Genomic DNA, 23,872 nt, shown 5'->3' with positions numbered 1-23,872 from the left:
TAGTCACCCCTTCCTGTATCGGATAACAATTATCTCGGATTTACTCAACCAGTGCTCAACATCTGAGATCATATCCTCGTATTGTTTTAAAGCCTCTATAGTCCATGTAACTTGTGATGTTCCCATTTGTTGTTCTTCATTGTCTGTGCATTCAATCCACAAAGAGCGTTTCAGACTGTATTCGAGCCAATCCAATTTTCCGGAAAAACCATTTTCGAGAACCCTTCTCCAATTGGCGTTTAAATTCCCCACTCGAGACCGATATCCATTTATAAAAGCCAAGAACCTTTCTTTTTCTACGATTCCGGTATGATCTACCGACCAATACATCGCTGTTTCCACCAGATCATGCATCGGATTGATATAACCCGCTGATTCCCAATCAATAATGATGGGGGTGTCCTGCTGCCACATCACGTTCTTAGGTTCAAGATCTCTATGGCTAATAACTGTATTTGAAGCCAGTATTACTGATGCATTTTTCGCCTGAGCACTCCACTCATAGAGCTTTTGAATGTTATCAGCTAATAAGATCGTCCAATCCGAATTTTCTGTCTGCCCTTTGTTTAAATAATCATTCCAATCGGTTTCTTTGGAATGATCCAACTGAAGGTCAGGAATATGAAGCTGTGAAAAATCAGTTTTATGAATATCCGCAAGAATCATGCCCATATGCTCACAATGGGTCTCGATTACTTCATGAAGCTCCAGACTTTTACCATCGATCCAGTCAAATATAAGATAACATTGATGATCTAATATCTGCATTGAAGAACCGTTTATCACTTTGGCAGGTTGAGCATGGATAAAATTTGCTGCCACGTTTGCTATTTTTTCGGATTGGATATAATTCTGCATAGCTGTAGGTCTACTCATAATTTGAGGGTTCAGTGCTTTCACAGCATATTTGGCATGTGTAGTTTCAATGGCATACATGCGATGTAAAAGCCCACCCGAGATTGCCTTGGGCTTACTGATCAACTCACCAAGTTCTAATTCAGCAACGAGTTTTTCGAATTTTAGATTATATTGAACATTATTCATACGTTACAACACCTTTTGGAAACTACCAATATCCAATCTGCGATCAAACTTATATCCCACGCCTTTAAACATCGCACATTGCTCATACCCATACTTTTCGAACAGGGACTTGCTGCGTGTGTTTTCCATGCATACCGTAGCAATCAAGGTATAGAACCCTTGCTCGCGCGCAACATCCTCTATATATCGCAGTGCCGTTCCGCCAATACCCTTCCCTACAATATCCGGTTTCAAATAAATGGTTACTTCTCCCGAGAAGTCGTAGGCTTGTTTGCTCTTGTATTGGGTAATTAGCACATACCCTTTAAGTTCGTCCTCTTCTTTAATGACAAACGATTTAAAGCGCGGATTTTTGTTCATGACAGATGCTTTGATTTCTTCCAGGGTTAATTCTTCAGTATGAAACGAGATGGTCGTGTTGGAGACATAGTAGTTATATATTTCTCTGACTTCAGTCAAATCCTGCTCCGTTATTTCTTCAAAAGAGTATATGGGCATTTCCATTTTCATACTGATAAATAACATGTCCTCGTCATGCACTTTGCTATAAAACTCCTTATCTCTTTTAAGCCTGTCCGCTCATACACTTTAATTGCTCGCTCGTTGAATGTGGCAACAACCAGCCGAAACTGAGAACTTTTGAAATGGTTTTGCAAGAATACTAAACTTTGTTTAAGGAACACAGACCCTATCTTTCGTCCTGTCAGATCTGGATCTAATCCAAGGCCTATATCCAGATATCCTTCTTCTTGATACAGTCCGATTGAGGTTCCTCCCGGTACACGTGCTGATTCCCCACAACAAATAAATCCCACTACCCTCTCCAGTTCATCCAGGACTGAAAAGTACTCCCCATTCATCAATTCTTGAATATCTTCATTGGATTCAGAGAAACTGTACATCGCATATTCATGTTCGTACTTCCAGGTAGCGATTTTTTCTGCATCAACTATTTTCATTGGATGATAGGATAAAAGCATGAATAGTCCCCCTTTTTATACACTTACGGGTTTAATGAAGTCGATAGAGACACCATCATTCTTTTTCATACAGACTGGCACTCCAGTTCCCCTGTTTCATTCTGCGAATGTATTGGAATCCATAATCCTTATAGTATTGATTAAGTCTCAGGTTATCTGCCATGCAATCCAGCCTGATCAAGGTTTTACCTTTTTGCCTAATGTCCTCTTCTGCTGATTTTAGAAGGAGCAGGCCTATATTTTGCCCTTTAAAATCTCTATTCACTGCAAATCGGTGTATGTATCCGGAATTGGTGTTGTCGAGCTCTTCCCAAATCAGGGGATCTGACCACGTTAAGGTATACGTCCCTACGATTTCATGATTTATTTCAGCAAGATATACGTCAGATCCCTCCGTCATGAATTCGATGACTTGTTCCAAATTGAAATACTCAGGACGCCATTGAAATATCTCTTTGGAGTTCAGCCACCGGGCAGACTCCTGCCATAGGTTCAACACAATGGAAGCTTCCTCCGGTAATGCAAGTCTAGTTATGAGTTTAGTATTAATTTGCTCCATCAAGATCCCTCGCTTATTCAAAAGTTTAATACCCCTATCAACCACGCTGCAAATCGTTCTTTCTCCTCAAACTGTGGGTAATGAGCGGACTCTTCAAATACAACAAAATCTTTTTCGGGTGCTCCAAGCTCATCGAAATAATCCCTTGCCGCATCCACAGACGTCATATAATCATACTTTCCCATAACAAAATAAGTCGGTATCTCCAGCTGATCTACAATGTCTGGCATATGGTTGCTGGACCCCTCCTTCAGGAGGATTTCCTGTGTAGCCTGCACTCCCATGGAATACCGAATCACATCCAACGCATTATATTCAGTTCCCAGAAGGAAGCCGAGCATATAATCTCTGTTGTCATCAATAAGTCTGGCCGCACCGCCATATTTGCGAACCAACTTTCTTGGTGTGTACTGCTCGCCTCGCTCAATCGGACCCCGAAGACGTTCCAGACTTTCCGCATCCGCTGTGTTGTTGGCTTGTTTCGCTTGTGCGATCGTATATTCCAAACTATCCAACTCACTCTGCACAGTATCAGCCATTTGCCCAATACCTATATAAGCAATGAATTTTTCTGGTGCTTTGGCCGCCGCTTTTGTCCCTATGTATGTACCAAATGAATGACCGACCAGCGTAACCTTTCTTTGCCCCAGTTCGGCAGTGACGTAATCCGTTAAAGCCAGTAAATCATCTACAAGCACATCTGAAGTCACATCGGAATAATCCTCCAACAAATGATATGACTTTCCACTTCCACGTTGATCATAATGCACAATGGTAAAATGCTGTTCAAGCTCCTGCTGATACTTTCTTACATAAGGAATCTCGGAGCAACCAGGGCCACCATGTACAAAAAGAAGGATAGGATTGTTCCGATCTACCCCGCGAATCATAACCTCATGACCAACACCATTGATCTCGACCTGTCCTAACGTGCTGATACTATTCTCTCCCTTGATCCCAGGGGTCCATGTGGGAAAGATCAGAGCGAGTATTACGATTAAAAGAATACTAAGCATGGTGCGTCTGAATATTTTAATCGACCTCTTACGCATCAGAAGGTTCCTCCGGCAGATATTCGTTTGTTTAAAAAGCTGACTCCAAACTCCTCACTAACTTGTTACTCCTTACTACTCCTTGTTACTTAACTTTATAAAAATACGGTCCGCACATGGATTCATGGGTATGTACATACGTCCACGTGAATTCTTGGTCAAAAATATAAATGTCCTGTTCCGAATAAAAATCTTCTGCAATGACGTTATTCGCATTCTGAAATATCTGTATGAATGGTGTATGTTGATACATGACATACAATTCGTTTTTATTTTCGGCATTAAAAGCATCTCGTGCTGCATTGTCTGTTAGGCAATCCTGTTTCTCATAACTGAACATATGCCACTTGTACTGGCTATAGTAGATGGCCTCTTTTACCTCTTCACTGATGTTCTTGGCAAATGTGTTATCCCATTTCTGTATAATTTCTTCGGATTCCTCGCACAATTCAGTCACAAGGACCCCTTTGTCCTCCAAATTTTTGTTATACATATATTTGCGATGCACAAGCTCAATTCGCGAGTACACCACATTCAGCTCATGGTCCGGTAGAGCATCCAGCAGCTCATTAATTTCATCTCTAATCATCATAGCCTCCGAAGTTTGTAGGATTTAAGATTTAAGGATTTAGAATAAACTAGCATTCCAACTACTCAAAGTTTGCTTCTTCTCGAAGCAAATAGGCCAATCGGTACATTTCTGCAATGTCATATCTATTCTGTTCTTCGAATCTCTTAATCGCTTCACCAATCTCCACAACCTCTACAGCAATCACCTGTTCCCCATCCACCGGATTCAGCGGTTGGCCCACGAGTTCAACCTCTCCATAGCCAATAAGTCTTACAAAATGAGGATGTGGAATATGCGGTCTATACGACTCAGGTGCACTCGACATGCAATGAAATTGTCCAAACACCCGATACGTGACCAACTTGGCTCCGAGCTCCTCCATCACTTCACGTTCCAATCCATCCATATACTTCTCTCCTACTTCCAATGTTCCTCCGGGCAGCTCCCATTTTCCGTTATCGATCTGAAAAACAACCACTTGTTTCCCGACAAACGGGATGATACTCACATTGCTTACCAGCGTTTCATCCACGATGTCATTCAATCTAAACTCCGCTTTAACAATTCCCCAATGAATCGATGTGCTGAGCGCCGGGAACTGTTCCCGGTCCAAAGTTTTCATTTTCTATCCGATCCTCTCTATGTAAAATAAATCTTCCATTATAAGTTCTAACTCTCATTATAGATCAAAAAAGAAAAAAGAAGGCCACTTTTCCCATCGGGAATCCATGGACCTTCTCATGTTATTTCAGTTGAACTAAAGAATGTCTATACTATTCACTCTGACCACTAATGGTGCACCAATTTCCCGTTTTCCAAAAAGAGAACCCGATCACATAGCGGCAAAATCCGTTCATCATGTGTAACCATGACTGCACTCTTGCCCTGCTCCTTCACGAGCCGTGCAATCATGCTCACAATATCTAGTCCGCGTTCCGCATCCAGACTGGCTGTCGGTTCGTCTGCGAGCAGGACGGCCGGATCATTCATCAATGCTCTGGCAATAGCAACCCGCTGGCGTTCTCCGCCGGAAAGCTTCTCGGCATATGCCTTACGCCGATGCGATAAGCCTACCGTATCCAGCAGCTCATCGACCCGCTTCTCTGCCTTGTTTTTATCTGTTCCGGCGAGCTTGGCGACCACCATCAGTTGTTCTTCCACTTTCAGATACGGAATGAGGTTGGCACTTTGAAAAATAAACCCGAGCTGCTGGAGCCGTACATCGGATATGTCCTGTTTGTTTTTGCCCATAATCGATGCGCCATCCAGCATAACCTGTCCCTCCGTCGGTTCAAGCAGTGCACCTGCGATGGACAGAAATGTACTTTTGCCTGAGCCGGAAGGCCCCATGACCGCGACGAGTTCTCCTTCGGCCACCTTAAGATCCAACTTATCCAATATCGTCCGTTTGACCCCGCCATCTTCAAAAGACTGTGTAATTCCCTGCAATACCAGTCGGTTTCTCATGCTGCTGTCCTCCCAATCGCATCAAGCGCATCAATTTTGGTAACCTTCCACACCGAGAAGAGCGAACCCGCCATAGACATCACCACGAATAACACACACGTTAGTGCCAGGGTGGACAAGCCTAATTGAAACGGCATCGAAGCTGGCAAGATCGATTCAAACAGCTGAACCAACAGCACACTGATCACCAGACTGCCGATGGACAGAAGCAATACTTGCAATGAAACACTGCCGGCCAGATACGAATTTCGCGTTCCAATGGCTTTCAAAATACCAAATTGACTCGTTTTCTGAATCGTGATGACGTAGAAGAATACCGCAAGCACAAACGCCGAGATGACAAATAAAAAGGCAATCATCATGAGCAGTGAGCCCTGCTCTTCCTTGTACCCAGGAATAGCGGATACCGCATCTGACTTCGTTATTACTTCTGTATTCGGCAAAGCAGTACTGAGGCTGTCTACCTTCTCACCTGCATCTTTAACGGCAATCGCATTGTATACCGGAGCATTAGAGTTTGCTGTTCCTTGCGAAGTACGAGAACCTTCTTGAATAGCGAGCCATTCCTGCTCGTTCAGAAACACAACCGGTGAGTGACTGAAGGACTCATTTTCCACAAATCCACCCACGGTCCACTTCGTGCCCGAGGCTTGATCGACCAGTTCCGTTCCAATCCTCACGCCAGATTCAGACAGCTTTTGATCCACCACAACCTGCCCGTCTTTCAGATCCGTAATTGTAGAGCCTTCGGTTACGGTTGGAGCCAGCCAGCCTTCCGGGTTCACCATGAATAGCGTTACATCAATCTTCTTCGTGTCACCAGCTGGACTGACCGTTGTCATTTTCACACCCAGCGGTTCAGCGTTCTCTTGCCCCACAACGGAGCGTGTCTGCTCCAGCTGGTCCTGATTCACCTGGGAGCGGGTAAACCGATGATTCGAATCCTGCTCCAGAACAAAATGGGTTGCTGCCATATTTTTGATGGATGCCGCGTTATCATACGCAAGCCCCTGTGCCAGACCTGTGACAAACAAAACCAAAAATGATACAAGCACCATAATTGTAGCAATTAATGCATATCGCCCTTTGGCAAACCTCATCTCTCTAATAGCCAAGTACATATTCTCTGACCTCCTCTTGATAACCCAAGTATAGGAGGCGAAAATGAACGGCAAATGAATAACAGATTACATCTGCGGGAGCGTCACGGTAAAGACCGTTCCTTCGGTCGAACTGGAGACCTCAATCGTGCCGTCATGGATGCGAATAATTTTCTGCACAATGGCAAGCCCAAGCCCGGTTCGGCCGGAAGATCGCTCTCTCGCACGGTCTACTCGGTAGAAACGATCAAACAGGAACGGCAAATGCTCCGCCGCAATCCCATCCCCTGTATCCCAAATATAGATTACGCACTGGGCATTGGTCTCTTCTGCACGAATCTCGATGCTTCTCCCCTGTGGAAGATGATTCACGGCATTACCCAGCAGATTCATCCATACTTGCATGAGCAGCACTTCATTGCCATAGAGTTGAATGGATTCGGGTACCGAAATTCGAAGCAGCAGTTCCTTCCCTTCCAGCTGCCATTGCAGCACCTGAACCGCTTGGCGGAATTGATCTCGTAGTGAAAATCTCACTTTGGTCAAATCCTCATGACCTTGTTCCAGAGAGGACAACAGCAGCAATTGTTTACTGAGCAACGAGAGATGGCGGCTCTCCTCTTCAATAATGGAAGCATAGTGCTCCCGTTCCTGTTCAGGCAGATCCCGATCCGCTACCAGTTGGGCAAATCCCTGAATCGAGGTCAGCGGTGATTGAATCTCATGAGATACGTTGGATACAAACTGCTGTCGTGCCTGATCCACCCGCTCCAATTCACGACTCATGGTCATGAAATGCTGGGCCAGCTGTCCAATCTCATCACGCCGCGTGGTGGACAATTTCAGATTATAGTTTCCTTGAGCAATGCGCTTGGTAGCCTCGGACAGACGTTCAATCGGATTCACCAGATAACGGGTACTGATTATAAAGAGTAGAATACTAATGCCCACCGTAAACGCTCCAATCAACGCAAAAAAGATACGCAGCTCACCGAATTGCAAAATGACATCCGGGCGCATAAACAACGCATAACTTGCATTGCCCATCTCTAGATGAACACCAACGGTATTGCTCAATTGATTATCGAAGAAACCGGTAATGAAAGGTTTGCTGGGAAACTCGGCGACGCCGTGGTATATCTCACCACTGAGCACCTGATCTACAGCCTGCTTGTCCAGATCCTTCTGGCGGAATTCACGGCCATAGAATTGGTCATTCCCTTTTCCATCCGTCACATAAATTTCGTAACCGAGCGCTGCGGCATTGTTCAGATAATGCTCTACCGTAGCTGGTTCCTGCTCTACAAACTGCTTCATTTGCGTCGCAATGCCAACTAACTTCTCATCATTGAAAGACTTCAGCTTCGCATGATAATAAATATTGGATAAAAGAAAACCCAGCATGGCGCTGACCAGAATCACCGCGATTGTAATCATAAACACCCGAAAGTACAGTGATCTCAATGCGCTTTCACCTCAATCTTATAACCAATCCCCCGTACCGTCTGAATGACAAAATCATCCCCATAATCGGCAAAACGATCACGCAGCCGCTTGATATGTACATCCACGGTGCGGTCATCGCCTTCATAATCCGCTCCCCAGACCAACCGAATTAGTTCATCACGCGAGAATAATCGCCCCGGAAACTGAGCAAGTTGAGAGAGTAGCTCGAACTCCTTCATTGGCAAAAAGAGAATCGATTGCCCATCGGAGACCTCGACATTATTCCGGTCAATCACGATGCGATTCATACGAATGATATCACTGGAAGTACGATGGTACCGACGAAATAATGCTTTAACCCGGTAGACCAGTTCCTCGGGTTCAAATGGCTTCGTCACATATTCATCTGTGCCTCTCAAGTACCCATCCCGCTTGTCGGATAGTTGATCCCGTGCTGTCAGCAGCATAATCGGAATGTCATAATGTTGCCGAATGAAGTCACATAACTCCAGTCCGTCCATACCTGGCATCATCACATCCAGAATCGCCAGATCGATTGGTGTTGCTTGCATAACCTTAACTGCTTCCACTCCATCCTGTGCTTCATGTACCCGATACCCTTCCTTGGTCATGACATGCCGGAGGAGTGCTCTAATATTGGCGTCGTCGTCCGCCAGAAGCAGATTCTTCATATTGTTGTCCGCCCCTTTTCTGTAAGTTGATATTGATATAGGTTCCGCGACATTGATCCTGCACAGATGGTAGCACAAAAGCAACGTAAATCGCCAGCGAACAAGTAAGAGAGCCCTGCGGGCATGTTTATATTTTCTTAAATCTGGTTGACACTATTATTAGGCGCACCTATAATAAAACCATAACATATGAATAACTGCTCATATGTTCATGTATTATCACTTTATCATTTCCGAAGATCACTTGTAGTCACAAAAGAAATCAATTACATAACGGAGCACGGCTCCAAAGGAGAGGATCTCATATGTCCGGACATCATCACAACCACGACCATGGACACAATCATGGTAGTACCAATAACAAGAAAGTACTGTTATTTTCCTTCATTATTATTACCGTTTATATGATTGTTGAAGCCGTTGGCGGATTCATCACCAACAGCTTGGCCCTCATCTCCGATGCAGGTCATATGTTGTCTGATTCCATAGCTTTGGGGATCGCCTTGCTGGCGTTCACCTTTGGCGAAAAAGCGGTGAATACAGGCAAAACGTACGGGTACAGACGCTTTGAGATTTTGGCAGCCACGTTAAATGGGGTCACCTTAATCGCCATCTCACTTTACATCTTTTACGAAGCAATTGGTCGCTTCATCAACCCACCAGAAGTCGCAACAGTCGGTATGTTGATCATCAGTATCATCGGCTTGCTCATTAATATCCTGGTGGCATGGATCATGATGCGCGGTAGCGATACGGAGAAAAACTTGAATATGCGCGGAGCATACCTCCATGTCATTAGTGATATGCTCGGATCGGTTGGGGCTATTGCGGCGGCACTGCTCATGATGTTCTTCGGCTGGGGTTGGGCTGATCCACTGGCGAGTGTAATTGTTGCGGCACTGGTATTGCGAAGTGGTTTCTTTGTCACCAAATCATCCCTGCATATCTTAATGGAGGGAACGCCAGCGAATGTCGATGTAAATGACCTTGTTCAGACCATCAAACAAGTCGATGGCGTCAAAGGCGTGCACGACGTGCATGTCTGGTCCATCACCAGCAACCTGAATGCACTGACCGCTCATATTGTGGTGGACGGAACGATGGATGTATACGCATCCGAGGTGCTTGTGCAGAAGATTGAGCATCTGTTGGAGCATAAAGAAATCAAGCACGTGACCTTGCAGGTCGAATCAGAGAATCATCTGCATGACACCTCGGTATTATGCACTGTCAAAGGCGACGAACCGGATGCTCATGCGCATCATCATCATTGAGATTAATAGTTGTAAATAGAAACAGGACTTATTCCCGTTCGAGGAATAGTCCTGTTTTTCATTTTGCACGTAACTTTAATTCCATTCAGGTGTTCTGTAATACATATGGCAGTATCGAATTAACTGGTTTTACACCGTAATTTACTTAAGATAACGAGGAGGTTAAATCTACCATGGGGAAATTCCAAAAGTTCATGTCAGTGATTCTTGTACTGATAACGCTGCTCCTATTTCTTAACTACCTGGAGCTAAGAGAAAACAATAGACTACAAAACATCATCATAGATGGTATATATAATTAGCTTATCCATTTAAGTGGATAGCCTGGATATGTTCTCGATCAAAATCAATAATCATAATGTGACCTTGTAACACATTGTCTCCGCAGGCTATCGTTGCTCCGTAGTCCTCTTTACTATTAAATGTGATATCTACTTGATAAACTTCAATTTCATTAAACCAATCCTTATGTACTTGTTCGTGAAGTTCGTTCTCATAGTAATTTCGAAATACGGCCTCACACTCCGTAAACCAATGAAGATATGAATCTATTACATCAGCAATTGCATCTAGCTGAATAGTCGTCGATATATAGATTCGGACATCCTTTAAATCTTCATCCTTTATGGATTGCTTAAATATTTGGACTGTATTTTTCAAAACATAACATTTGTACCTCTCATCACTCTCTTCCACGAGCTCAATAAAATCACTTCGCACCTTAACCCTCCTTCCATAAAACGACCTGCATGATGCAAGGTATTGCTTCTTGAATAGGCACCTATACTATACTTTCTCGTCAATAATATATTTATTATCACCTTGTTTATTGTTATTTTGTTTTTTAATTTCAGTTCTCAAATAGTGTACTTCTTTTATTAGATCCTCAAGTCTTTTCGATGTTTTTGATGAATCTATAGCATAGCGTATAACTGCAGCAACGATAAGAAACACAATAAAACATAGGATCAACGCTATAAAAGCTCCAAAGAGTTCCATCCTGATTCACAACTCCTTACTTATATTAAACTGTAATTGATTAACTGTTATGTTTACATGCATATAACGTATTGTCAAACCAAGTGCGAGGGAATTACTCTGGAGGATTTGTGAATACCACTATATAGAAAGAGGTAATAATCATGACAAATAAAGCATTTTTCCCGATTCTTCTGCTCATCCTACTTCTCACAGCCTGTGTTACTGAAAACCATGACACTGAAGTTATCCTAAGAAAAGAAGCTATACCCATAATTACGAATGTTGAGACTAACTATCCCGAAAAAGAAGGTTGGATTGTAATTCCTACAGATAGCACAGAGTTAAATGTCACAGTAGAGGCGACCAACGCGGAAACACTTCTTTTCTGGGCCGTTCCAACAGGAACAGAGACTTGGGGAGAAAGAGAACTGATCGGATATGATACCAATGGGAACGATGGTTGGAAGATAACGTGGGATATTGCGGGTAAGTCTTTGCATCAACACGTGATTGTTCAAGCATTGGGGAGTGACGGTATGACCATTACAGATGAGACATTAAATATTACGAACGAGTAAGGTTGATTTAGAATAATTTAATTAACGAAGATATAATTAATAATGGGGGCCTACCCGGATAACTATATCTTAGGTGGGCCTCCATTATTTTGTATGTAGTTGTCTCTGAACTACTTGATCTTGGAAAGCAACTTCTCTTTCTTTTGATCAAATTCATATTCGGAAATGATATTTTTTTCTTTTAACTCACCTAGCTGCAGAAGTTGTTCATGGACATTTACAGGTTGTTTTTTCCTCCGAGAAGATACTACCAAAGCAATAATTGAGAAGGGTATAGCGTACAGCATGCTTAAAAGTCCCAAGATTGCTGCGCTATCGGGATCTTCTGGCCCTAGCCCGAATATCAATAAAAACGTTAATGTGAATAACACGATACCGATAATTGACAATACTTTCAATTATAATTCCTCCTATATATTAACTTCGTCCCAATTCATAATGACATATCCAAGTTGAATTAAAAGCATAACTAGATAACTTATATTTACAACGAAACTGAATTTATGATTTTTCGCTAATTTCATATACTCTTCTTTACTGATCCTCCCAGTGTCCAATCTGGATTTAAGTTTCTTGTTCGATATCAATAATAAATACAACTCAATAATCCCAAACAATCCCCATACTAAAGTGAAAAACAATGACACGGCATTGGCAACCGACAAAAGCATAAGGGAACCTTCATCCAATCCCCTTCCATAATGAAAAATAAGATTTATGGCCAATGTCATAATAATTAATCCTAAACCAATGAAACTTAAATACGGTGTAAACCTGGAGCTTCTCATGAGCCCTCCTCCTTCCAGGTAATTCTTAGCTAAATATTTTGTTATTTAAAGCCAACACTTTCTTTCAAACGGCTAAACATCGTTTTACTTCTTTTTGGAATTCCCCACTGAAGTTCCAACAAGATGGGAGGATAAAAGATGGGGTTGATCCATGAGTAGCTCCCATCCAATTGAAGGTTCCCTAACCAAATTCGCTTTTCCTTATCTGCCTTGATCGCCCACTTACCGGAGTACACCACATGGCCTTTATTTTTACGAGCGAACTTCTTAGCTTTATCAAAATCAAACACTTCTAGCAGGGAGCTATCAATTTCCTTACTCATCTGCTCATGCTTTTCTTCTTTGGCTTTCCAGGAAAACTCCGAATCCCAGATCTCCACCAATTGATAACCCACGATGGATTGACTTAATATTTCTTGCAAAAAATCTGAAACATATATGTAAGATAACTCCCTATCCTCGCTTGGTAGTTTAATTCTGAATATGTGTTGTCCTTGTAAAGCTTTTTGATCTAAAACGAGTGAATACTCATCGAATTGAGGAACGTCGTCATAATAAGTCCTTACTTTAGAGTTTTCCGGGTCTATGCAATCGATAACACTCAGCACGTGTAAAATATAGTATTCCTCTTCAGTAGCCGTTGAGAGTGGCAAAAACTCGATATGTTCAATGTGGTTCTGTTCCAATAGTTCTTTCACTTTCCTACTAATGACAAGCGCTCCCGTGTATCTGTTTAAAATATCGGCTGGTTTGCCCACATTATTAAATTCTACGATAGGTGCAGACCATTCCTGAATAATCGGCTTATCACTGCCTAAAGCCTCATAAACTTGATCCAATTCCTCCGAATCGCTAAATTCAATCGTATTATTCGGTGGATAGTAATCTAACAACCATGCTTTCATTCATTTCACTCCTGCTTATAAGATGCGTACTATTGCTAAACAAACCAAAAATGATAAAACTCTTCCGAAAACCAAAACCAAATGATTCCTAGTATCACCATGATGCAGCCTAATGCTTTTAATATCACTTCTATCAATTTTGGAATATCTCTGTTTGGCGGGTTGTCCTCAAATTCCCCATTTGGTTTGGTTCCCCTATATCTCATCAGAACAAAGCATTTATATAAAATATCAGGAAAGAAATAAAATACAATCCCCAAGACAAACACCGGAATGGATAAATAACCAAATGTGCTGGTCGTCCACTCAATATCAATACCATTTGGTTTCTTCCCATATAGATTCATAGAATTATTTAATAAAATGCGTCCTTTCTTCTTGATTAGAACTGAAAATATAATCTGGATACTTGTTTGCAATAGGTGGAAGCTCATTCTCGGGGAAAAATTGCAGATCCTTTATCTCTTCATTATCGGATGCCAGTTGTCCAGACTTGATACTGCATTCAAATACGATCGTTAAATATTCAACTTGGTGACCATTACTGTATGTAAACCGCTGCTCTTCACCACCATAGATCCCTATCACTTTCTCCGGGTCTATGATAAGTCCTGTCTCTTCCCATGCTTCTCTTATCATCGCTTGAGCAAGTGTCTCACCGAGCTCGATTGCCCCAGCAATTAAGCCCCAGTTGGTTTCATTATGTTTACGACCGAACAAGATCTCTCCTTGTTCATTTCGGATAACCCCAGCCACACCTGGCATAAAAATCAGCTCGTTTCCGATCTTTTCCCTAAGGTTTTTATAATAGTCAGACATGCCCATAATTGAATACCCTCCTATCACCTTATTATTAAAGTTCGATGCCATTCGGCTTACCTCACTCCGGTCCTCTAATGATCCATTGCACTGCATCTAAAATATGTTCTGCGACATAATCAGGTTCTGTCTCTGACCATCTATCTCTAAATTTTGTTAATGAGGATTCTCCCCAACCTGTCTTCACCATGATCTTTGTCGCTCCTACTGCATGGGCAGCAAGCATGTCGGTATCCCCCACGTCACCAATAACTACGCATTTTGATAAATCCAGATCGTGTTGCTCTGAAGCATGTAACAACATACCAGGTTTCGGCTTTCTGCAGCTGCATTCTTGTTCATGTGGACATGTTTTTAAAAGCATGAGTGCTTCCTTCGCATTCGGATATAATTCAAAATCTCTAGGATGGATAAAGTGACCTGTCCCACCGATTGTTCCATCTCTATCCATAAAAACAGCTTGTACATCCAAATTTGATTTGGTCATGGTCTGTTCCTTTCCAAGAGAATTTTACATTGTTAAGCTACACTATGTTTTTCGAGCCCAATTTAAAAGTTTTTTTCTAAACTTTCTCATTAATGATATGTTTTTTGTTCTCTTACTTATGGTTACTCCTTTTCTTATTATAGTTTCCTAAAGAAACCTCCTAAAATTTTTCAATTTTACTGTAACATTATTTGACTTGGCCCGTTGTCTAAAGAGAAGGAGGAGGAAACTTGAAATGAGGAGTGATTTATATGCCGAACTATTCAAGCAGTACCAATCCTCCCTGCATCTCTATCTATACCGTATGTGTGGATCTCAGGAGACAGCTGAGGAGTTAGTTCAAGAAACCTTTTACAGAGCCATGGTATCCATGAAAGCCGAGCATGCAAATTACGCCAGAGCCTGGCTATACAAAGTAGCTCGGCATTTATTTATTGATTGGTATCGTAAATATCGTGGAGAAATTCAAATGAATCGAGAGATGGAGCAACAAGCGACAGAAAATACATATCGTTCCCCTGAGGAAGTGCTCACAGCTCGTGAACGTACCCTTCGTATTCAACAAGTGATGAAGAAACTTCCCGAACAGTATAGGACCATTTTGGTGCTACGAGAAATGAACGAGTTATCTTATAAAGAACTTTGCGAGATTCTGGATATGAACTTGAACAAGGTTAAGGTCACTCTTTTTCGCGCCAGAGAACGATTCAAAGCAGAGATGCTTCAAATGAAAGGAGACGTTTGAGAATGTCTAAAACACCACATGATGAGGAACATGTATTTCAGGAAGAGGATTTTGAGTATCAGCGTCCTGAATGGGGTCATAAGCAGTTTAAACGAATGGTTTGGAAAACGAGATGGAAGTTTTTCCTAAATGCAGGAGGAGCTCTTTTTCTAGTATTTATGGTATATCACATCTATGTATCGTCACTCCATATCTATTTTGATCAGTCAAAGGTGCGTAATGACTTCATTCGTTCGATTGTATCTGTGGTTGAGATGCATGGTGACGGACTTCGGGTAGAGAAGACGAATTATGAACTCTTTGAAGTAACCCCACTCCTAACCCAGAAAGCTAATCTGAAAATATATCGACATGTGGGCTCATGGGAAGTAATCACAGGTGAAATTCAAGCTGAACTCAGTATAACCGGTAAATTCACCTATACGATTACTAATACAGGAGCGTATATGAATGGCAATAACCCAGGCCCTTTCTATCTCCCTTACTCCCTAGTAGATGGTATACCTACTAAAGATAAAGATGCCTCTGATGAAAGCAGTAGCTTGAATCGGCTTCGTAAAATTGATGACGGACATGTCGCAGAGATGTCATTATCCTTGAAAAATCTAGCGTCTCCCGATCAACTGATGCAGCTTCTTACAGATTATGATGTTGCAGTAACCGCCATACCGATCTATTCAGGCGAATTAAAAGATCTAGATATCTCCTACTCTCGGTCAGGTATGTTTAACTATAATATTCCTCATTTGAGTCTTAAACCTCTTTCTGAATTTAAAGAGGATGGGGCAAAATGGTATAACTATTTCGTTCCAGAAGATTCAGGGCAGATGCAGGAACAAGTTCAAGCGATGATGTCTGATCTAGAATGGATGTCAAACCATCTTGAATACAGTGGTGCTGATCTGGATAAACAACGTCTTGCTTATTTAAAAAAGAATGGCGTTCAAGTATATGGCGCGGTGGTTACAGGTCCCGTACGAGAGTTAGAGAAACTTACAAAGGTCCCGGAATTCCAACATTTCCATTTGAATCGAGTAGAGATATGGAATTGGGATTAAGATGACTTATCCAGTATCGACATTACGTTTTATATTAAAAAGAGATGATACCTGTTTAATCAGTGGTGGTATTATCCCCTCAAGGTAGACAGTGAAAAAAGAGGTCATGTTAAAATGAACTCAACACTGAAAACCGGAGGGGATTTTTGCTATGCCAGCTAAAAAAGGCCAAACCTTTAATCAATATAGTGAAGAAACGAAGAAAGAGGCTGTTCGTCTGCGATTGGAAGAAGGTTGGACATACAGTCGGATCATGGAGAAGTTTGGTATTAAGAGTGAGAGCCAGATTATTACTTGGGTACGGAAAAGCCATAATGGAGAGAGTTTTGAGGATTATCGAGGACGTTGGACGAAGAAGCATTTTAGCACTGCAGAAGAAGAAAATGCTTATCTGAAAGCGCAGGTAGAATATCTAAAAAAGCTCAATCCGAATTTGCACGGAGAGGGAAGCTGGATTTCGAAACCCGGTGCCAGTCCGTTCGAGAAATAAGCAAGTGGGCACCTGTGGTTTGGTTGTGTAAAATTGCTGAAATTTCTCGTGCAGGTTACTACAAATGGAAGAAGAATATCGTCCTCAGAGAGAAACGAGCAGATCGGGATGCGGATCTAAAAGCACATATTTTAGGCATTCACCGGCTTCGTCCTTATTTTGGCTACAAACGTATGCGAACCGCGTTAGGAAAGGAAGGCCTCGTGGTGAATCACAAAAAGGTACGCCGCTTAATGAGAGAACTCCAGATTCGTTCCGTGATTCGCAAGAAACGTCCATTTGCTGGTCGGAAACCGTCCGTTCTTTTCCGTAATGTCTTAAATAGAGAATTCTCGGCGGCAGCTCCTCTGCAGAAGCTCGTGACGGATATTACGTATGTCCGGATTGGGCATGATTTTGCTTATCTCTCGGTTGTGATGGATCTATACAACAACGAGATTGTAGCTTGGGAACTCTCCGAGCGAAATGACTTAAAACTCGTTATGGACACGGTGAAGAAACTAAAATGTGGACCTACCTTGCTCCATTCCGACCAGGGGTTCCAGTATACAACACAGAGCTATGCCAAGTTGCTTGAAGAGAAGAAGCTAACAGGAAGCCATTCTCGGCGTGGGAACTGCTATGACAATGCATGTATTGAGTCGTTCTTCTCCCACTTAAAGACAGAGAAGTTGTATTTGGAGAAGCCTCAGAATCTGGAGCAAGCAAGGAACCGAATTACAGAGTATATTTTGTTTTACAACAAGGAACGTTTCCAAAACAAACTCGGCGACCTCTCCCCGATTGAATTCAGGGAAAAAGTCGCCGCTTAATAGAATTTCTCTTTTTTTATTGTCTACTTGACGGGGCTATGACCAGTGGTATTATCTCTTTTTTTCTGATTTCTTTTTACCATAAAATCACCTTGTGTAACGCTATTGTTGCGAGAAGCTCAGTTTCTCTACCGCCGCCTCTGTCTCACTCTTCCTCTGCAAGAATATCTTCACAGCGAACAATCAGTTCAGGCATATGTTCCCCTCCAAAAAGAACGTGCAACTCATACCCCTGATCAATTCGATACAGCTCTTGATACAGCCAGTAACTGCCTGCAATCTCCTCCTCTTGCTTGATGATCTCGGGTGTAACCAGCGTAAGTTTATTTATTTTGGTGAAGCCCCCACGAGTGTCAAAACGAATGACAACTTCATCTCCTGTCAGCAGTTCCGTCACTGTACAATCATGAAATTGAACCTGGCTATGTATTTCACCTGGAATATCCTGTGCCACAATAGCTTCCCTGTATTCTTTCGATACACGTACCATCTCTCTCCTATTTTCCGCACTCTGTTTCTTTAACTGAAGCAATATTTCTCTTGTGCAATACCCAAGCGTAAACAAACGGATATCCGCAATTTGCTCAACGATGTTTTGGGGTAAACGCTCTGCCTTATGCTCGAAATTCCACCCCATCGCTTCTTTGTACTTTTCTTTGCACTTTTTCTCATCAAAAGGAGGACGGGCATCATATTCGGCAATGAGATTTTCGATATGCGTTCGCTCTTCCAGCGGCATGTGGTAAACCATCTGATCCTCTTCCTTCACCGCTCCCCCACTAAAAGCTTTGTCTACACGAGTGAGCACCTGACCATCATGCTCCAGCATGAAACGTGGGTCCAAGTTATATAGCTCTCTCTCCTGCTTCACATGCGCTTTTTCCTTTCTTTTATACAGCCGTTGAAAAAGAGCCTCGTTCAATTCGTAAGCTTCGCTATGTACTCTCATGCTAAAATGAAGACCGGTCCGCTGGCAGGTTTCATACCATTCTTTCGTTAGATACTTCATGGGCATCCCTCCTGCTGATGTTCTGGATTAGACATTAAATTCACCGCTTGCAGATGTAAGTAAACGGAAATATTCAATTTGCTATTGAAGCATATACCTTTTATTTTGTGACGAAAATTTAGCTGCACCTGGAATTCGTGTGCGTTTAAAATAAGCTGTTAACTGTTTAGGATGATTTTTGACCATATCATATTCAATAATGTTGTTAGCGATGACAGACCTCGTAAAGCCTAAAACCTCGACAACTTCAGATCGATCTCCTTCATCAGGCTCCTCCCCCTCTGGGAATTCCCCGTCCGGGTTATCGGCCATCTGCTCCATAATCCACTGAGCACATTCTTCTTCTGCTGGAGACGAGACCCCAAAGCCCTCCGGAACTTTCAGATTTTATTTTGGCAAAACAGCATTACGCCTCATTATCCTCATGACATGACGGTCTCAATGAAATAAACGTACGAGTCTACGTCAAGGTTTGAAAGAACTTGTGCTTCATATCTTTATGATTCCGTGCTGCCCATGCATATAACTCCTCTAATCCTTCGGTCTCCTGATTTCTTTGGAAATAAAAACATAAATCCATCGGCACTAAACGTTTTCCATAGAGTTTGATACCAATTCGTTTGTAATTCACATAAATACACTCAATCTGGGATGCATCGTATTTCCGATGTTTTGTAGAGATCACATGATCGCTTTCCAGCGTAATGCTCGGTTTGGTAAAAAACAAACGCCGGATCAGCAAAATGATATAACCCAGAATAAAAGTCAATATAACGATACCGAAATACTTCAGAATGCCATTTTCGTCGAATATAACATTACTGAGAAGAATAACCTCAATGGCCAGCATGCATATTAAGTTCAGTACAGCTCTTGGGTAAGTCGTCGAATATGTGATAAGATATTCCTCCTATTCTTTCTCTCCATTGGTACTTGCTATGTTCAAGATTTAGTCGGACAGACTGGCTCTCGTCTACATATCTATGGGAAATCCCTTATTAAAGTTGTCTACGTTTACCTACCATCCCTCTCTATTCGACTAATTTGTTTGACAGATCACCAACATATGGATTAGCGTTATCATCCATCACTGAACTGGACCAGGTTCACCTCTTCAACACTCTGGAGAGTCAAACTCCTCCAACACCTTGGACTTATCCCCGTGAACCTTTTCAAGGTGCTCCTCTCCCCAATAGCACAAAAAGTCCAAAGCGGGTTTGAGTCCCCAACCGTAACTCGTTAACTCATATTCCACTTTTGGTGGAACCTCCGAATACACCTTTCGCTGCACGATCTCGTCCTTTTCCAAACCTCTGAGCTGCGTTGTCAGCACTTTCTGCGTGATGTCCGGTATCAACCGACGCAGCTCCGATGTACGTTTTCGCCCTGTCATCAAATGATAAATAATCAACGGCTTCCACTTTCCGCCCATCACTTCCAAGGCCGCCTCCACGCCGACTTTATATTTCTTTGGAGTGCTCGTTTTTCCATGTTCCGTCATCTTTTATCCCTCCTTCATCAAGCTGGGCCGAGGTAAAATCATAACCCTCTTACTTCTCTTCGTTTCGTTATTTGAACTCCATTTCGAGGTTGTGATTCAGGGTACTTTGATGTTCCTATGGCACTTCATTCTTCCTATAGTACATCAAAGTGCGTACTTCCAGATGTTTTCATACCTGTTTATAATAGCATCAGCCAGCGATTCATGGCTACAAGACAGCAATGTAGAAAGGTAGTGAAAGATAAGATGAATGTATTAGTCGTTGTGTCGCATTCGAGAAAAGATTCCCTGACCTTTCAGGTTACCGATCGTTTCGTGCAGGGCCTTGCCGAAGCGGGTCATGGTTATGAGATATTAGATTTGCATGAAATTGGTTTCGACCCTGTCCTTCAAGGCATAGATGAACCTGACTTTACCAAGGAACATCAGGTATTCTCCCCTGAGATAGAAGCGGAGATAGAGCGATTGAAGAAGCACGATGCTGTCGCTTTTGTGTTTCCTCTCTGGTGGTGGCATCTGCCAGCCATGCTGAAAGGGTATGTGGATCGTGTCATGAACAACGGGTTTGCCTACGGCTCGAACAAGCTTCATCATCAGCAGATGTTATGGATTGCTCTTGCGGGCGTGACGGAAGAACAGATGCAGAAGCGAAACTATGATGAATCGATCACGAATCTGCTCAATGTGGGTATTGCCAATTACTGCGGCGTGCCCCAGTCGAGCGTTGAATTTTTATATGAAACGTTGGATGCGCAGCCTGAGCATTATGAGGCACTTCTGAAACAGGCGTATCAGTTAGGGTTGAATTATGCCAATGATAATCCGACTCTATAACGATATTACGACCCTAATATGAAGTCTCAATCTGTTTTAAGTTCTGTGAATTGAAGCCTTCTTTGTGGAAAATAAATCACTCTAACCATAACGCTAACTCTCTCGTTTAGGATAATAGAACACTGGGCTTTAACACGCAAAAAGGTCGCTCCGAAGAGCGACCCTACATTTGTGTCATTCATTATTTTACTGTCGAAAGAAGAAACTTCACCAGCATGGTGATATCGGTTGATGCTATGGTTACTCAGATAGGTTGTAAGTACGTAATCCATCAACTCCAGAGTTATGTTTACGTTCTTAATATCGTTCTTTAAATCTACTGATCCACCAATCCTTCTTCATTAAGTATTCAGTTCTGATTGGCATAATAATATATTCTTCATTTACTTCAATCGGCTCACTCGGGCCGTTATAGATTAAATCCATATTTAAGTGAAATGGCTTAATTTTTCTATCCACTTCATCTTCAAATTCTTGAACATAACGTATAAGGTCAGGTTTCCCTTCCCAGTAATTCATTGCAGCTTGCCCGCCCGCTGGCATGTACCACCACTGCCTAAAGGATGGCCATAAATGAACCAATACCTCCCTTAATTCATGTTGTTCAACTAACTCAAAGTCGGGCCGTCCTAGCACAGATGATACATGATTATTATTTTTATGCGCCTTCTGTTGAATGCTGCGATCCCAGAACCATTTCCATTGTATTTCAAGTTTTTGATGAAGTTGATCTGATTCTACCCTTTGCCGGGATGGCCATAGATTATTCTCATTGATGTCCTCTTTAAGAAGGCCATACGTACTCGCTGCATAGATCAAAAAGTTCAATTCAAAATCACTGGATATACAAACAGACCATGAGTTATGGTTTTGAATCATTGACATTTCTCCTTTCACCCAAAATGCATAAATTTAACGTTGATCAAGCGATTTGAGAGATATTCTTTTTCCTATTTTGTTGCACTAATATAGCTCAATTTAAAAATACGATCATACATATATGTGTAAGAATCGTAATACTCAAGCGCCTTTTTTCTCTCTTCGTGGAAAGACTTTAATCTTTCCTTGTCCCCGGTATGAACATAGGCTATCAGCTCAATACTTGCTTTTTTATATGCCTCCAAACTATAAAACGCATCAGATAAATCAGAGGAACTATAATCTTGTACTGGAGTAAATACCTCTGGACGGATCACGACATTGGATTCGGCTTCCTTTATTAACTGTTGTAATCTGGAGATGTCAACTTGCTCTTCTAATATCACTTTACTAAGAATATCAATCACTTCTTGCTCGATCTTGTTGAATTGGCTTGTAAATTCATGGTTGGAAAGATGCATTTCTATTAAATTTTTGGTGTAATGAGAATAGCTATTCACTAAATTAAGCTTGGAGTTCTTATACTCTACCGCAAATCTTGCATCACGAAGAACACTGGCCGGGATATAAGCGTGATTGTCAATTATCTTGACTTCTGTCCCTGCTCTGGTCTTTAGTTCTTTTCCATTCAAAACTATACTTATCTTCTGTGGTGCGCTTGCCGCTGCAAAAGCAAGAGAAGCGCTTAATAACGACAAAACCAAGGTAACGATCATCATCTTCTTCACTTTGTACACACCCTTCGGTATGAATAATAGGGATCACCTTCAATCAGCTTTCATCGTACCATTTTATTCAAATAAAGGTAATACACTACATACGTGCAACGTCTTTTTCCACACAAAAAAGAAGCCACCTCCCTGGCCTTCCCCAGTTCAGTAGCTCCTTTTTCACAACCCTATTCTAACCCCTACATTCAACTACTCCTTCACAGCCCCAACCACGATCCCAGTCACGAAATAACGTTGCAGGAACGGATACACAAGCAGGATCGGCAGCGCACTGATAAAGATTTGCGAAGCCCGAATTGTCCGTTGAGACAGGTTCGCTACCGCTTCCGGATCAAGCTTCGACATGTCGGCCTGCACGATGATCGTCTGCATGAATGTCGCCAGTGGCAGCTTTTCTGCATCACGGATGTAGATGATCCCGTCAAAGTACGAGTTCCAATGTCCGACCATCATGAAGAGGGAAACCGTTGCAATGACAGGTACAGAGACGGGCAGATAGATTTTGATAAACGTCTGCAAGTGACCTGCGCCATCAATAAATGCAGCTTCCTCCAGATCCTTGGGAACGGTACGGAAGAAATTCAGCAGCAGGATAATGTTGAACACCGCGACCAATCCCGGCAGGATCAAGGCCAGCAATGTATTCATCAGTCCCAGCTTCAGAATGAGGATATACCCCGGAATGAGACCACCGCTGAACAGCATCGTGATTACAAAATACCACAGATAGATGTTACGTGCACGGAACACCCGCGTCTCTTTGGAAAGCGCATAGGCTGCAATCGTATTGACGATTAACGCAAGCCCTGTTCCCAGTACCGTCCGCTCCACAGACACCCACAGGGAGGAGAGGAAATTGCTATTGGCGAACGTCTTAGCATACGCCTCCAGTGTAAAACCAATCGGCCAGAACGTCACCAGTCCAGCATTGGCAGGAGCAGATGCGCTCAGTGATACCATGAGTAAGTGATACAATGGCAGCAAGCAGAGCAGCGAAAGGATGGTCAGTAACACATTGTTGATTATGCTGAATATGCGGTAAGGCATCGTTTTATGATACATGAGTTCGT

At 42.4% G+C, this 23,872-nt stretch carries 31 protein-coding genes; 6 read left to right on the top strand and 25 right to left on the bottom strand.

The features are described from left to right. Positions 1 to 3: 3 nt before the first annotated feature. The 11 genes from ACDJ58_RS06730 to ACDJ58_RS06680 form a co-directional block, all read right to left on the bottom strand. Positions 4 to 1,044, bottom strand: a complete 1,041-nt coding sequence (locus ACDJ58_RS06730; protein ID WP_413376546.1) for an aminoglycoside phosphotransferase family protein — start codon at positions 1,042 to 1,044, stop codon at positions 4 to 6. A 3-nt stretch (positions 1,045 to 1,047) separates the two neighbouring features. After that, positions 1,048 to 1,584 (bottom strand): N-acetyltransferase family protein, encoded by a 537-nt coding sequence (locus ACDJ58_RS06725; RefSeq protein WP_413376544.1) that lies wholly within the window; start codon positions 1,582 to 1,584, stop codon positions 1,048 to 1,050. Further along, on the bottom strand, positions 1,551 to 2,024 hold the full coding sequence (locus ACDJ58_RS06720) for a GNAT family N-acetyltransferase (RefSeq protein ID WP_413376542.1): 474 nt from the start codon (positions 2,022 to 2,024) through the stop codon (positions 1,551 to 1,553). The genes ACDJ58_RS06725 and ACDJ58_RS06720 overlap by 34 nt, the downstream gene beginning before the upstream one ends. Positions 2,025 to 2,079: 55 nt before the next feature. Further along, the gene (locus ACDJ58_RS06715; RefSeq protein ID WP_413376540.1) at positions 2,080 to 2,583 is read right to left on the bottom strand and encodes a GNAT family N-acetyltransferase; all 504 of its coding nucleotides are present in this window, start codon (positions 2,581 to 2,583) and stop codon (positions 2,080 to 2,082) included. Between the two features lie 17 nt (positions 2,584 to 2,600). Continuing rightward, entirely contained in the window at positions 2,601 to 3,635 is a 1,035-nt protein-coding gene (locus ACDJ58_RS06710) for an alpha/beta fold hydrolase (protein ID WP_413376538.1), read from the bottom strand. Between the two features lie 85 nt (positions 3,636 to 3,720). Next, positions 3,721 to 4,227, bottom strand: coding sequence for a DUF4275 family protein (locus ACDJ58_RS06705; protein WP_413376536.1), 507 nt, complete (start codon positions 4,225 to 4,227; stop codon positions 3,721 to 3,723). A 58-nt stretch (positions 4,228 to 4,285) separates the two neighbouring features. Next, the gene (locus ACDJ58_RS06700) at positions 4,286 to 4,828 is read right to left on the bottom strand and encodes an NUDIX hydrolase (RefSeq protein WP_413376534.1); all 543 of its coding nucleotides are present in this window, start codon (positions 4,826 to 4,828) and stop codon (positions 4,286 to 4,288) included. Between the two features lie 167 nt (positions 4,829 to 4,995). Next, positions 4,996 to 5,673, bottom strand: coding sequence for an ABC transporter ATP-binding protein (locus tag ACDJ58_RS06695; protein ID WP_413376532.1), 678 nt, complete (start codon positions 5,671 to 5,673; stop codon positions 4,996 to 4,998). Beyond that, positions 5,670 to 6,794, bottom strand: a complete 1,125-nt coding sequence (locus ACDJ58_RS06690) for an ABC transporter permease (RefSeq protein WP_413376530.1) — start codon at positions 6,792 to 6,794, stop codon at positions 5,670 to 5,672. Before ACDJ58_RS06690 ends, ACDJ58_RS06695 begins: the two co-directional genes overlap by 4 nt. A gap of 66 nt (positions 6,795 to 6,860) precedes the next feature. Continuing rightward, positions 6,861 to 8,237, bottom strand: a complete 1,377-nt coding sequence (locus ACDJ58_RS06685) for an ATP-binding protein (protein ID WP_413376527.1) — start codon at positions 8,235 to 8,237, stop codon at positions 6,861 to 6,863. After that, positions 8,234 to 8,911 carry a response regulator transcription factor gene (locus ACDJ58_RS06680; RefSeq protein ID WP_063564057.1) on the bottom strand — a complete coding sequence of 226 codons (678 nt, stop codon included), beginning with the start codon at positions 8,909 to 8,911 and terminating at the stop codon, positions 8,234 to 8,236. The genes ACDJ58_RS06685 and ACDJ58_RS06680 overlap by 4 nt, the downstream gene beginning before the upstream one ends. Before the next feature lie 305 nt (positions 8,912 to 9,216). On the opposite strand from ACDJ58_RS06680, the gene ACDJ58_RS06675 reads away from it, so the two are divergent. After that, positions 9,217 to 10,185 (top strand): cation diffusion facilitator family transporter, encoded by a 969-nt coding sequence (locus ACDJ58_RS06675; protein WP_413376525.1) that lies wholly within the window; start codon positions 9,217 to 9,219, stop codon positions 10,183 to 10,185. 303 nt (positions 10,186 to 10,488) lie between these two features. Here the strand turns inward: ACDJ58_RS06675 and ACDJ58_RS06670 are convergent, their stop codons facing one another. Together ACDJ58_RS06670 and ACDJ58_RS06665 are read right to left on the bottom strand one after the other, a co-directional pair. Beyond that, positions 10,489 to 10,905 carry a hypothetical protein gene (locus ACDJ58_RS06670; protein ID WP_063564055.1) on the bottom strand — a complete coding sequence of 139 codons (417 nt, stop codon included), beginning with the start codon at positions 10,903 to 10,905 and terminating at the stop codon, positions 10,489 to 10,491. Between the two features lie 66 nt (positions 10,906 to 10,971). Next, on the bottom strand, positions 10,972 to 11,184 hold the full coding sequence (locus tag ACDJ58_RS06665) for a hypothetical protein (RefSeq protein ID WP_063564054.1): 213 nt from the start codon (positions 11,182 to 11,184) through the stop codon (positions 10,972 to 10,974). Between the two features lie 143 nt (positions 11,185 to 11,327). Here ACDJ58_RS06665 and ACDJ58_RS06660 point away from each other — a divergent pair, with 143 nt between their 5' ends. Continuing rightward, the gene (locus tag ACDJ58_RS06660) at positions 11,328 to 11,744 is read left to right on the top strand and encodes a hypothetical protein (protein ID WP_413376522.1); all 417 of its coding nucleotides are present in this window, start codon (positions 11,328 to 11,330) and stop codon (positions 11,742 to 11,744) included. Positions 11,745 to 11,854: 110 nt separating this feature from the next. Here the strand turns inward: ACDJ58_RS06660 and ACDJ58_RS06655 are convergent, their stop codons facing one another. The 5 genes from ACDJ58_RS06655 to ACDJ58_RS06635 all read right to left on the bottom strand — a co-directional run bounded on the left by ACDJ58_RS06655 (position 11,855) and on the right by ACDJ58_RS06635 (position 14,743). Beyond that, complete coding sequence (locus tag ACDJ58_RS06655; RefSeq protein WP_413376520.1) at positions 11,855 to 12,142, bottom strand: SHOCT domain-containing protein; 288 nt, start codon at positions 12,140 to 12,142, stop codon at positions 11,855 to 11,857. A gap of 12 nt (positions 12,143 to 12,154) precedes the next feature. After that, positions 12,155 to 12,532 (bottom strand): hypothetical protein, encoded by a 378-nt coding sequence (locus ACDJ58_RS06650; protein WP_413376518.1) that lies wholly within the window; start codon positions 12,530 to 12,532, stop codon positions 12,155 to 12,157. A 41-nt stretch (positions 12,533 to 12,573) separates the two neighbouring features. Beyond that, the gene (locus ACDJ58_RS06645) at positions 12,574 to 13,437 is read right to left on the bottom strand and encodes an imm11 family protein (protein ID WP_413376516.1); all 864 of its coding nucleotides are present in this window, start codon (positions 13,435 to 13,437) and stop codon (positions 12,574 to 12,576) included. A gap of 351 nt (positions 13,438 to 13,788) precedes the next feature. Continuing rightward, entirely contained in the window at positions 13,789 to 14,262 is a 474-nt protein-coding gene (locus ACDJ58_RS06640; protein WP_413379529.1) for an NUDIX domain-containing protein, read from the bottom strand. A 55-nt stretch (positions 14,263 to 14,317) separates the two neighbouring features. Continuing rightward, on the bottom strand, positions 14,318 to 14,743 hold the full coding sequence (locus ACDJ58_RS06635) for an HAD-IIIA family hydrolase (protein WP_413376514.1): 426 nt from the start codon (positions 14,741 to 14,743) through the stop codon (positions 14,318 to 14,320). A 235-nt stretch (positions 14,744 to 14,978) separates the two neighbouring features. Between ACDJ58_RS06635 and ACDJ58_RS06630 the strand changes: the two genes are divergently transcribed. The 3 genes from ACDJ58_RS06630 to ACDJ58_RS06620 all read left to right on the top strand — a co-directional run bounded on the left by ACDJ58_RS06630 (position 14,979) and on the right by ACDJ58_RS06620 (position 17,848). After that, entirely contained in the window at positions 14,979 to 15,488 is a 510-nt protein-coding gene (locus ACDJ58_RS06630; RefSeq protein WP_413376512.1) for an RNA polymerase sigma factor, read from the top strand. Between the two features lie 2 nt (positions 15,489 to 15,490). After that, the gene (locus tag ACDJ58_RS06625) at positions 15,491 to 16,546 is read left to right on the top strand and encodes an anti sigma factor C-terminal domain-containing protein (RefSeq protein WP_413376510.1); all 1,056 of its coding nucleotides are present in this window, start codon (positions 15,491 to 15,493) and stop codon (positions 16,544 to 16,546) included. Positions 16,547 to 16,697: 151 nt separating this feature from the next. After that, positions 16,698 to 17,848 (top strand): IS3 family transposase gene (locus ACDJ58_RS06620; protein ID WP_157258429.1). Its coding sequence is split into 2 segments (ribosomal slippage): positions 16,698 to 16,959 and positions 16,959 to 17,848, totalling 1,152 coding nucleotides; the frame shifts between segments, so codons are not numbered across the junction. 145 nt (positions 17,849 to 17,993) lie between these two features. Here the strand turns inward: ACDJ58_RS06620 and ACDJ58_RS06615 are convergent. From ACDJ58_RS06615 to ACDJ58_RS06600, 4 genes are all read right to left on the bottom strand, one after another. Next, positions 17,994 to 18,857, bottom strand: coding sequence for a DUF4085 family protein (locus ACDJ58_RS06615; protein ID WP_413376508.1), 864 nt, complete (start codon positions 18,855 to 18,857; stop codon positions 17,994 to 17,996). A gap of 81 nt (positions 18,858 to 18,938) precedes the next feature. Beyond that, positions 18,939 to 19,178, bottom strand: coding sequence for a hypothetical protein (locus ACDJ58_RS06610; RefSeq protein WP_413376506.1), 240 nt, complete (start codon positions 19,176 to 19,178; stop codon positions 18,939 to 18,941). Between the two features lie 139 nt (positions 19,179 to 19,317). Beyond that, positions 19,318 to 19,707, bottom strand: a complete 390-nt coding sequence (locus tag ACDJ58_RS06605; RefSeq protein ID WP_413376504.1) for a hypothetical protein — start codon at positions 19,705 to 19,707, stop codon at positions 19,318 to 19,320. A gap of 264 nt (positions 19,708 to 19,971) precedes the next feature. Next, positions 19,972 to 20,358, bottom strand: a complete 387-nt coding sequence (locus ACDJ58_RS06600) for a winged helix-turn-helix transcriptional regulator (protein WP_413376502.1) — start codon at positions 20,356 to 20,358, stop codon at positions 19,972 to 19,974. Positions 20,359 to 20,604: 246 nt separating this feature from the next. Here ACDJ58_RS06600 and ACDJ58_RS06595 point away from each other — a divergent pair, with 246 nt between their 5' ends. Continuing rightward, positions 20,605 to 21,192: an NAD(P)H oxidoreductase gene (locus tag ACDJ58_RS06595; protein ID WP_413376500.1), complete on the top strand. Its 588-nt coding sequence runs from the start codon at positions 20,605 to 20,607 to the stop codon at positions 21,190 to 21,192. 297 nt (positions 21,193 to 21,489) lie between these two features. On the opposite strand, the gene ACDJ58_RS06590 is transcribed toward ACDJ58_RS06595, so the two are convergent. The 3 genes from ACDJ58_RS06590 to ACDJ58_RS06580 all read right to left on the bottom strand — a co-directional run bounded on the left by ACDJ58_RS06590 (position 21,490) and on the right by ACDJ58_RS06580 (position 23,864). Then, on the bottom strand, positions 21,490 to 22,071 hold the full coding sequence (locus ACDJ58_RS06590; protein ID WP_413376498.1) for a hypothetical protein: 582 nt from the start codon (positions 22,069 to 22,071) through the stop codon (positions 21,490 to 21,492). A 71-nt stretch (positions 22,072 to 22,142) separates the two neighbouring features. Continuing rightward, positions 22,143 to 22,799 carry a hypothetical protein gene (locus tag ACDJ58_RS06585; protein WP_413376496.1) on the bottom strand — a complete coding sequence of 219 codons (657 nt, stop codon included), beginning with the start codon at positions 22,797 to 22,799 and terminating at the stop codon, positions 22,143 to 22,145. A 192-nt stretch (positions 22,800 to 22,991) separates the two neighbouring features. Next, on the bottom strand, positions 22,992 to 23,864 hold the full coding sequence (locus ACDJ58_RS06580) for a carbohydrate ABC transporter permease (RefSeq protein WP_063564040.1): 873 nt from the start codon (positions 23,862 to 23,864) through the stop codon (positions 22,992 to 22,994). Between the last annotated feature and the right edge of the window lie 8 nt (positions 23,865 to 23,872).

Source organism: Paenibacillus taichungensis (genome assembly GCF_047302525.1).
Lineage (GTDB): Bacteria > Bacillota > Bacilli > Paenibacillales > Paenibacillaceae > Paenibacillus > Paenibacillus taichungensis_B.
The sequence above is the reverse complement of the archived record's forward strand: the minus strand, read 5'-3'. Positions and strand labels throughout refer to the sequence as shown.

Coding starts and splice junctions, on each gene's coding strand:
- ACDJ58_RS06580 (WP_063564040.1), bottom strand. CDS start 23,864: ATGTATCATAAAACGATGCCTTACCGCATATTCAGCATAATCAACAAT.
- ACDJ58_RS06645 (WP_413376516.1), bottom strand. CDS start 13,437: ATGAAAGCATGGTTGTTAGATTACTATCCACCGAATAATACGATTGAA.
- ACDJ58_RS06675 (WP_413376525.1), top strand. CDS start 9,217: ATGTCCGGACATCATCACAACCACGACCATGGACACAATCATGGTAGT.
- ACDJ58_RS06595 (WP_413376500.1), top strand. CDS start 20,605: ATGAATGTATTAGTCGTTGTGTCGCATTCGAGAAAAGATTCCCTGACC.
- ACDJ58_RS06630 (WP_413376512.1), top strand. CDS start 14,979: ATGAGGAGTGATTTATATGCCGAACTATTCAAGCAGTACCAATCCTCC.
- ACDJ58_RS06615 (WP_413376508.1), bottom strand. CDS start 18,857: ATGAAGTATCTAACGAAAGAATGGTATGAAACCTGCCAGCGGACCGGT.
- ACDJ58_RS06605 (WP_413376504.1), bottom strand. CDS start 19,707: ATGCTGGCCATTGAGGTTATTCTTCTCAGTAATGTTATATTCGACGAA.
- ACDJ58_RS06700 (WP_413376534.1), bottom strand. CDS start 4,828: ATGAAAACTTTGGACCGGGAACAGTTCCCGGCGCTCAGCACATCGATT.
- ACDJ58_RS06730 (WP_413376546.1), bottom strand. CDS start 1,044: ATGAATAATGTTCAATATAATCTAAAATTCGAAAAACTCGTTGCTGAA.
- ACDJ58_RS06650 (WP_413376518.1), bottom strand. CDS start 12,532: ATGAGAAGCTCCAGGTTTACACCGTATTTAAGTTTCATTGGTTTAGGA.
- ACDJ58_RS06590 (WP_413376498.1), bottom strand. CDS start 22,071: ATGATTCAAAACCATAACTCATGGTCTGTTTGTATATCCAGTGATTTT.
- ACDJ58_RS06690 (WP_413376530.1), bottom strand. CDS start 6,794: ATGTACTTGGCTATTAGAGAGATGAGGTTTGCCAAAGGGCGATATGCA.
- ACDJ58_RS06625 (WP_413376510.1), top strand. CDS start 15,491: ATGTCTAAAACACCACATGATGAGGAACATGTATTTCAGGAAGAGGAT.
- ACDJ58_RS06610 (WP_413376506.1), bottom strand. CDS start 19,178: ATGGAGCAGATGGCCGATAACCCGGACGGGGAATTCCCAGAGGGGGAG.
- ACDJ58_RS06600 (WP_413376502.1), bottom strand. CDS start 20,358: ATGACGGAACATGGAAAAACGAGCACTCCAAAGAAATATAAAGTCGGC.
- ACDJ58_RS06710 (WP_413376538.1), bottom strand. CDS start 3,635: ATGCGTAAGAGGTCGATTAAAATATTCAGACGCACCATGCTTAGTATT.
- ACDJ58_RS06720 (WP_413376542.1), bottom strand. CDS start 2,024: ATGCTTTTATCCTATCATCCAATGAAAATAGTTGATGCAGAAAAAATC.
- ACDJ58_RS06660 (WP_413376522.1), top strand. CDS start 11,328: ATGACAAATAAAGCATTTTTCCCGATTCTTCTGCTCATCCTACTTCTC.
- ACDJ58_RS06715 (WP_413376540.1), bottom strand. CDS start 2,583: ATGGAGCAAATTAATACTAAACTCATAACTAGACTTGCATTACCGGAG.
- ACDJ58_RS06665 (WP_063564054.1), bottom strand. CDS start 11,184: ATGGAACTCTTTGGAGCTTTTATAGCGTTGATCCTATGTTTTATTGTG.
- ACDJ58_RS06705 (WP_413376536.1), bottom strand. CDS start 4,227: ATGATGATTAGAGATGAAATTAATGAGCTGCTGGATGCTCTACCGGAC.
- ACDJ58_RS06680 (WP_063564057.1), bottom strand. CDS start 8,911: ATGAAGAATCTGCTTCTGGCGGACGACGACGCCAATATTAGAGCACTC.
- ACDJ58_RS06695 (WP_413376532.1), bottom strand. CDS start 5,673: ATGAGAAACCGACTGGTATTGCAGGGAATTACACAGTCTTTTGAAGAT.
- ACDJ58_RS06635 (WP_413376514.1), bottom strand. CDS start 14,743: ATGACCAAATCAAATTTGGATGTACAAGCTGTTTTTATGGATAGAGAT.
- ACDJ58_RS06640 (WP_413379529.1), bottom strand. CDS start 14,262: ATGGGCATGTCTGACTATTATAAAAACCTTAGGGAAAAGATCGGAAAC.